This is a genomic window from Collinsella sp. AF37-9, assembly GCF_003475115.1.
GTDB lineage: Bacteria > Actinomycetota > Coriobacteriia > Coriobacteriales > Coriobacteriaceae > Collinsella.
This window is the reverse complement of the sequence record NZ_QROQ01000017.1, coordinates 43855-51844: the sequence shown is the minus strand read 5'-3', so window position 1 is coordinate 51844 and position 7990 is coordinate 43855. Positions and strand designations below refer to the sequence as shown.

The 7990-nt window shown below is 52.1% G+C and carries 7 protein-coding genes; 2 read left to right on the top strand and 5 right to left on the bottom strand.

The window, feature by feature from the left end; all coding sequences use genetic code 11:
- The 3 genes from DW024_RS06445 to DW024_RS06435 form a co-directional block, all read right to left on the bottom strand.
- Nucleotides 1-543 (bottom strand): hypothetical protein (locus DW024_RS06445; protein WP_147352061.1); only part of this gene is annotated, 543 nt, incomplete at its 3' end.
- A gap of 171 nt (nucleotides 544-714) precedes the next feature.
- On the bottom strand, nucleotides 715-1539 hold the full coding sequence (locus DW024_RS06440) for a hypothetical protein (protein WP_117640400.1): 825 nt from the start codon (nucleotides 1537-1539) through the stop codon (nucleotides 715-717).
- A gap of 113 nt (nucleotides 1540-1652) precedes the next feature.
- Nucleotides 1653-1979 (bottom strand): hypothetical protein, encoded by a 327-nt coding sequence (locus tag DW024_RS06435; protein WP_117640401.1) that lies wholly within the window; start codon nucleotides 1977-1979, stop codon nucleotides 1653-1655.
- 109 nt (nucleotides 1980-2088) lie between these two features.
- Between DW024_RS06435 and DW024_RS06430 the strand changes: the two genes are divergently transcribed.
- A complete protein-coding gene (locus DW024_RS06430; RefSeq protein WP_147352060.1) occupies nucleotides 2089-4248 on the top strand; it encodes a hypothetical protein in 2160 nt (719 codons plus the stop codon).
- 46 nt (nucleotides 4249-4294) lie between these two features.
- On the opposite strand, the gene DW024_RS06425 is transcribed toward DW024_RS06430, so the two are convergent.
- Nucleotides 4295-5107, bottom strand: coding sequence for a hypothetical protein (locus tag DW024_RS06425; protein ID WP_117640403.1), 813 nt, complete (start codon nucleotides 5105-5107; stop codon nucleotides 4295-4297).
- A gap of 128 nt (nucleotides 5108-5235) precedes the next feature.
- Nucleotides 5236-5577: a hypothetical protein gene (locus DW024_RS06420; protein ID WP_117640404.1), complete on the bottom strand. Its 342-nt coding sequence runs from the start codon at nucleotides 5575-5577 to the stop codon at nucleotides 5236-5238.
- Nucleotides 5578-5639: 62 nt separating this feature from the next.
- Here DW024_RS06420 and DW024_RS06415 point away from each other — a divergent pair, with 62 nt between their 5' ends.
- Nucleotides 5640-7865 (top strand): hypothetical protein, encoded by a 2226-nt coding sequence (locus DW024_RS06415; RefSeq protein WP_147352059.1) that lies wholly within the window; start codon nucleotides 5640-5642, stop codon nucleotides 7863-7865.
- Nucleotides 7866-7990 lie beyond the last annotated feature (125 nt).

Genomic DNA, 7990 nt, shown 5'->3' with positions numbered 1-7990 from the left:
GGCCGAGGCCGCCTCGATCAATTTGCGAAAGAATCTTGACGGTACCCAAGTTCCCCAAATATCTTTGAGAACTCGAGCCAATCCCCAAGCAGCGCTGAGCAGGACGTCAACGTCCTTTAGATCTAAGTGGCTGACCGTAAAGGGACAGTACTCGCACTCCAACAGATAGGTGTCAACAGCCTCAATTGTCTCAGCCACATACTGCTCAAGATCGGGATGGGGATGGAAGGCGCACGGCGCCTTGTGCGGATCGGTCGGCTCAATCCAATACAGCGTTGTCGCTTCCTCGCATTTCTCGAGCGGATAACGCTCAGCTGCCTTCTCCCAGCTTTCATACCAGGGATCGGCATCGCCGTCCGTCATCGACCTGCAAAGATTAATCGCCGCAGAAACAGTCGCACACGAATATCTATAGCTGGCGTCTTTCTTAAACTCATCATTGAGCTCGACGTCACCAGACAGCTCCGCCTCCATGATAAGGAACGGACCATCCTCATCCGTAATGCTTATGGGATAGTTGTTGCACTCATAGCCCGGATACATTTTGTCTCCAATCAATCGTTCGGACACATTAACAAGCAATATCGAAACCGCGCTCACGCGGAGGACCGTCGTCCTCGCACCAACCTGCAAGTTTTTCTCATCGCATGAAAAGAACTTGCGATTCTTGCAAGTTTTTCTCACGCGGTGACAAGAACTTGCATGGTCGCCCCGCTACCTGCGCCACGAGGCGGCAAGGATAACGGGAAGCCCGGCGATGCACACCACTAAGGCCACGGCTGCGAACGCAAGCACGATGGCCACGCTCACGACGACATAGGCCACGGTAATGAAGGCCAGCGCCAGCAGGCAGGCAAGCAGCTCGGCCACGTAGCACAACACCAGGTTCGAGCTCGCGCGCTTCAGCAGAACGTCGGCGAGGCGGACCAGCTCGACGGCAAAGCCGCTGCCGAAATTGCGTCCGGGGCCCTTGGCAAGGAACCACTTGAACAGGCACATCAGGGCGCAGCCCAGCATCATCATGATGGAAACGGTCCATGCATTGTGCCCCGTCTCGACAAGGCTCTGGTCGCCCACCGCGCTGCCGTTGACGAGCCAGGCCGTTCCATAGCCCATGAACAGCATCGCCAGCAGCAGGCAGGCGCTCACCGCGGCGAGAGAGCGCGACACGCGCCCGCTGAACACCGGAGCCTCGCAGCTGAGCCCAAGGCCCTCGCGAACACGCCAGGCGGCATGGTAGGCAGGGTAGGCCGCGATGAGCGCGGCCACGAGCAGCGACGCCCAATCGGACCCGGGCACAGCCGACGCGTACTCCGCAATCGCGGAGATGGAGAAGGCAGCATGGAACGACTCGTTCAGAAACAGCGCGACCTCGCCCTTCCAGACGCAAAACGGGGCGGCGACGGAGGCGGTGCCGGCAGCGGCAACCGCAGCAACGGCAACGAGCAGCGCGCCCTGCACGAGTTTGACGACCTCGTCTTTGGCGGTGCGGGACGCAGGCTCAACGGCGCTGGACGAAATTTGAATAGAAGTGTTCATGTTTTTCCTTTCAACAGAAATCAAACCGGAATCGCCGGCAACTAGGATGCAGCCTCTAGTCGGCTCCGATTAGAGATTGTTCGCCCACATTGATACCAAGTCGTGCGGACACACTAACAAGCGATATCGAAACCGCGATCTCGTGGAGAGCTGTCGTCCTCAATCCATTCGAGCCCGACGCACTCATCGATCCCTGCATCGGGAACTGACGACCATCTGAACTCGAAACCAAGCTGGTCAAGCTCATCGACTCGCCCACGGATCACTCCGTAAACATCCAACGCATTCTCGAAATCCTCCGAAGACGCGTAGCCTCGCTCGCACTGCCTGCGCATCTGATGCAAGCGACCCATGGCGGCGGCGATAATCTCGCGAAGAGCGATAACCTCGCGCTCGCATACATCAATGTTTCCTTCGTTGAGCTCGATGCGATCGGACATAACGGCCTCCCTGGTTTTAACCCTTTTCGCTTGACTCCATTGAACAACCGCAAACAGCCGCGTAATATGACTTTTATCGCGTTTTAAATTTTGGCTGTTTGGAGCATCAATGCATAAGTCCGAAAAAGAAGCATTTAGCTGGGGTTTTGAGGCTGGTTTTCTTCGCTCCCCTGTCAATCCCCGTATGCTACTTCTTAACAGGACGCCGGAGATTGATTGTGCCGGCGACGGAAACACATCCGGCAATGCAAGCGCATGGAGTCTCGTCTCCATAGCCAACGACCTATTGCGCGTCGACTTAAGCTCGCTTTTCAACGAAATCGGGGGGCACTTTCGTAGGCGAGCAAACCAGCGCTTTTATATTGATTTGCAGAACGCCATGCGCCAGTCCTCTGCTGCTCTCCACCATGCGCAACACGCTTCGATAGACTGTGCAGCCGAGCAAGACTATGACGATCGGCTCGATCCAGACGATCCCGACCAAGAGCCCACCCAAGCAGAATTGAACGAAGCTGAAATCGCTATCAACCTTCAAAAACAAAAGGAACGCGACCTCGATTTCTTTGCTCCGATATTCGACAAAGCCATTACAAGCCATGCACACGGAGAGATTTCCGGCATGGCCAGATATCTCCTTAAAAATGTCTGTAGACAGTGTGTCATGAACATCACGGCGATTCCCGACTATCGCTATTACAGCTGCTGGATGAACAACAACGCTATTGAGTGCGACGAGATCAACCGCCTGTACCGCGCGGTGATTACAACATCGGACCAACTCAACAAGCAAGAAATGGCGTCCCTCTTCAGCTCCTATCTCCAGCTCGAGTCGAACGACATGAGCATTAACGCTACCAACGGCGAGACCAATCTAACAGCACCGGTGCCGTATGACCGCGACAATCCTATACGCAACTTTCCCAAGGCGAAATCTCAGATAGAAACAGCTTGCGTCTGCACCAATATCGATCTCTTTCGAGCGCTTCTCATTGTTTTTTATCAGGAATGTCTGGAGCTTACCCCGCTGCTTAAAAACACCGAGGCACCTAGCCTGCTCGCGCAAAACGAAGAGTTTTTCCCAGCCGCCATCAAAACAAGCGACCCGCGACAATTTCGATTATTCGATGAGCAGCTGCCGGCAATCATCCGCTTTGGCGAAGCTTTTGTATACGCAGCCAAAAAACACTTGCCCGGAAACGAAACGGCCCAAAAGCTCGAAGAGCATTTGAATGGAATAAAGCGCATGAACAGCGCCCCCTTTATGCAGGCGTTTCGTAAAAACTATCTCGAAGCTATGCGCGAGAACCAGATCTTCGCAAATGGAGACTTCCATACGCATGCAGAGCTTAACGACCAGGAAAACCTCAATAGGCTCGTTGGGCTTCAAGCCGTTATTTCAAAGGCAGGAGAGCTCTACTTCACCGAAGAGGAATGGTCCTTTGCAAGCCTTTATGCCCGCATCCTTCACGAGCTGCTGCTGTGCGGCATTATGCCGATAGCATGCCAAACCTGCGGTTCGCTCTTTTTTCCGACCGGTCCTAACAGCAAGTACTGCGATCGATATAACGCGGCGACCAAGCTCTATTGCAACCCGCGCTTTAACGCCAAGAAGCATCTTGGTCGTAAATCGCCCCGCGATGTCGCGCTTAATATACAGAGAAAGACCGAAACGGCATATGAAAAGGGCCTAACGGATTGTGCCCACTATTTTGAGCGCCTCGGCAGCTTTGTCCTCGATGGTCTTGGCCCAGCATACCAAGCGAACGACCTCATTTCCGATGAGCTCTATAGGACGTGGCTGTCTATCGTCAACCAGCCCAATTGTAGAGCGAAAATCAAGCGGCCGGATAGGCTCGAGTATCCATACCCCGTGCTGTGGTACGGATTTGTCCGCGATGGCAATCGGTATGTACAAGTCGAGTTTCCTGGAGCCGAGTACCCGACGCTTTTTGAATGTTTGAGCCAGCTCGCCGAAAGCCCACAATCAAAGTGCACACTGGATTACAAGGGGCCAGATGAGCATCCATACAGCTCATGGCATGTAAAACTGCACATGTTGTTGGAGATCATTGTACAGATAAATAACGCCGACCACGTGGCGAGGCCCATTCCATTGCTTGGAATCGATGGGCCCGAATATGTCTGGACTGACCCGACCGTCCAAGACACATGGAGCACGCCCGACGCATGCATCTACAGCACCGGAACGATCGATGACCTCAGCTTTACCGTGTATACAAAGGGATATGACCCGGAAAAGCAAGACTGAGCTTGATGCCGCGGCTTTCTACGTGTCCGCGAACAGATTCACTCTTTTAGTCCTTCGAGCTAGCCAAGACACAGCCGATGCAAAGAGGGATAAAGATGATGGCGAGCACAATGCCCCAGGCGGTTAATGTAATCGTAATGATGGATGCAATAGCGCTAGCGATGCCATATCCAAAAATCAACGATGCCGCGCAGGCAAGCATCTCGGCACCATACAGCAACACCATGTTTGAGCTTGCGCGGTCCAGCAAGGCATCCGCGCGGCCGAACCATGCGATAAGGGCTTTGTCGCCACGATAGCGCCCAGGACCTTTGAGCTCATACCATTTGACAATGCACGCCAGGACGCATCCAGAAACAAGCGCAATCGATGTCACCATGAGGAAAAGGCCCACGATCATGAGGAGTTTGTCCCCCGTGACCCCGCCGTCGATATAGCACTCAAACCCACGACATACGGCAAGCACGGCCAAAAGCGAACAGGCGCTCAACGAGCCAAAGCGGCGCGACATCCGTCCGCAAAACACAGGTGCCTTGCAATTGCACCCAGCACCTGCGCAGAGGCACCAAATGGCATGGTATACAGGATACAGAGCAACGAGCACGGCCGCGGCCATCGACACCCGGTCAAGCGTCTCCATTCCCGACACAATATCCTCCGCCGTTGGAGCCTCGTAGGGATGATCGAACAGGTCAGGCGTGAACATAGGAATCTCACCTTTCCAGATGTACGACGGTGCAGTAAAGGAAATGATGCCGTTCACAGCTAACGCCGCGACAGCAATTAGCAACGCGCCTTCGGCAATCTTGGTGATGCTCGACTTGTGAGAGACGGACACATTTTGAATAGAAGTATTCATGATCTTCCTTTCAGAGAGACCCGATTGGTTGGTGATTGAGTTTTGGGGTGATTGGCGTAAAGAACGGGACTGCTTAGAAGTCCCGATAAAACAGCAGGTCGGCTTGACCGCCTACGAAGAAAGAAAGACTAACAAGCTATATCGAGGTCATTACGACTCGAATACTCGACGCCAACGGCGTCATGCGCTGAGATCCGCGCAAGCGAAACCGAACGGACCGGCGAGACCACCGGATAGTCCTCAACGCCCCACTCGAGCTCAAAGCCCAGACGAGCAAGCTCGTCACGACAATTGTCGAGCATGAGCTCATAGGCGCTTTGACGGGCACAGTCTTCAAAGAAGCCGAGCCCGCGCTCCTCAGAAAGGCCCACCTTCAGCTCATCACAGATGGTCATAACTTCGCAAACGATATCTTCAAGCTCATCGCGCTTGGTGGAATTAACCAGTTCAAACAGGGTGCCGTCGAACATTTTCCGTCCTCCTTTGGACTTCTTTCTTGCTCGACTCCTATTGAACACGGCAAAGTGGCACAATGGCACAAAGTATATTTGATTTTGAAAGTTGTGCTGGTTTAAGAAATATGCAAGGTGCCAATTTAATAGCTCTGACCTGGCGTGTTAGGGCTAGCTTCATTCGGTTTGACAGAGATACCTCTTTGCATCTCTGTTGCAAACAACTGACAAACGCAAAACCCGATAAGGATCAAGAATGTGAAGGAGCGGAATTCGAACAGCATTGGTCTGCAAAAGAGCTGTTAAACGAATTCCTAAGAATTGATCTTGAGAAGTTCTTTAACGAAATGTCCTCTTGGTATGCCGAATATCGTAACGCCCATTCAGTGCCCGTTCCACACCGTATCTTTAATTCGCTACGGCGAATACAGCACATTCTAGAAGCTCAATATCTCGAAGGCCCAGATAATAAAAAAGGTGCCACGTGTTTTCCTCCGCTTTGTTCGAGAATAATTGACGCAGGCGATGACCTCGACAAATGCCGTATCGAAAAGGCAGATATAACGCATGAGCTCGCGGAGGCAGTCAAACAAGCGCTTGATTCCGCAATAAGCGGCGGCTATTCGGACGGTATCTACCAGCTCTTCTTCAATGCTTGCTCATTGTGCATCGATTCAGTTTATCTTGATGAAATACCCGATGCCTATTTGCCCTCGAAGGTTTTCTCTCTTTGGGCAATAGAGTGTGGGAACATCGCGAGAGTTACTATTCCGGCTCTTGAGTTACTAAGCAGTAACGATGCCGACGATTCCGTTGCACCTAATCTGGCCAGTTACATTGAAATGGTCTTTGACCTAAATAGAAGGCCCGAGCTCGCTCGCGGAGGCGAGCACTCAATTGTCCACCACCCGCTGGCGCTTAAAACGCCAGAAACTAAAAGGGAGTTTTATAAGACGCACTTCCACGTTCAATTAGTTGATAACCAACTAGCCATCGATATCCATGAGTTGGCAGTAGCCGTTCTTGGCGACATCATCATTGATTGTCTTAGCTTATCCAAGAAGATAAACGAACCTTCTTATCGGGATGACCTCAGCAGCTACGTTTCATTATTCGCGAAGCTGCTTTCTACCGGAGAATCCATCCTGGATGTCGCTAATCAAATTCGCCGTTTTGGGGAACTAACGTCCTCAAAATGCACGAAACATGCAATCGCCGGCCCAATGGTCCAGGACCTCAATAGCCTCAACTCTCTGGCACTCAACCTGATTCAGAACAGGCTCTACAACAAGGTGGAGTTATCGAGGAACGCCGAAAACACAATCGGCATCATGCGGTTTATCGTAAATGACGGAAAGTACCTTGTTGTCAACATCAACGACAGCGACGCAATGCAAGAAGCCCTCCATTTCCAGCACTTGATAGACCGCTCCCACTCATTGATTCATTCTTTTCTTCCGGAATCATTCTCGGTTTTCTATGCGCATCTACTATGCGAAGCCCTGCGATCCGGGGCACTTCCGACAAAATGCAGCACATGCAACAAACCCTTTTTCCCAGCTGGCAACAATAGCAAGTATTGTTCTAGATACGACAACGAAACGGGCATGTACTGCAATCCCGCAAGTAATACAAAACTCAAGCTTGGTAAAAAGCCGCCCCATGCAACTGCCGTCAATTTAAGACGCAAAGCAGATACTGTCAGCGGGAAAGACGGGCACAACCCGATGGCTACTAACAAAAAGCGACAGCTATATTTTCAAGAACTAGCCAATGCCGTTGACCACACCCTTGGACCTTATTATCAACGGTCCCCTCTCGTGCCGAAAGCACTTTACGAAGAGTGGCTCAAGGCAATCAATCGGCCCAAAAACCAACCTAGCACTCAAACGCCTGAAGCGTGCGGTTATCCTCATCCCGTTATTTGGAACGGTTCGCTAGAGGATGGCAATGTAATCGTCGACATCACGACCCAGTCAGCACAACTAGGCACCCTTCCAGAGCTCTTGGACAAACTCGCAAAAAAGAATGCGGGTCACTGTCGCAAATCGGATAACGGGTGGTCAATCTCTAAATTCGATCTGGTTGCCTCCGTCATCTCATTAGAGCTAGAGGCTGACAAGACCAGAAAGAAGAGCGCGAGAACAATTGAGCATCTCCCCATCCCCGGTTTATCCGGTTACTGGGATTGCCTATCCGACAGAAATGATCGCTCCTCAGACGCAACGCCATTAACAAAGGAGAGGCAGACGACTACAACGAATCCCCGATTTAATTTAAACATGAACCCAGACAGTAGCCGGTAGACGATCTTTTAGCACAGAGGATAAGGGAATGTGACGCCGGAGCGAACCGCAGGGCACCGCGAGGCAACCAAACTTACTAGTCCGAGAATCGTAGAAGCTCGTCCATTCCGGAGTTCACCTTGGCC

Bases quoted from the DNA above. Each gene is read 5' to 3' on its own strand.
- DW024_RS06430 (WP_147352060.1), top strand. From the start codon at position 2,089: ATGCATAAGTCCGAAAAAGAAGCATTTAGCTGGGGTTTTGAGGCTGGT.
- DW024_RS06420 (WP_117640404.1), bottom strand. From the start codon at position 5,577: ATGTTCGACGGCACCCTGTTTGAACTGGTTAATTCCACCAAGCGCGAT.
- DW024_RS06425 (WP_117640403.1), bottom strand. From the start codon at position 5,107: ATGAATACTTCTATTCAAAATGTGTCCGTCTCTCACAAGTCGAGCATC.
- DW024_RS06435 (WP_117640401.1), bottom strand. From the start codon at position 1,979: ATGTCCGATCGCATCGAGCTCAACGAAGGAAACATTGATGTATGCGAG.
- DW024_RS06415 (WP_147352059.1), top strand. From the start codon at position 5,640: ATGGCACAAAGTATATTTGATTTTGAAAGTTGTGCTGGTTTAAGAAAT.
- DW024_RS06440 (WP_117640400.1), bottom strand. From the start codon at position 1,539: ATGAACACTTCTATTCAAATTTCGTCCAGCGCCGTTGAGCCTGCGTCC.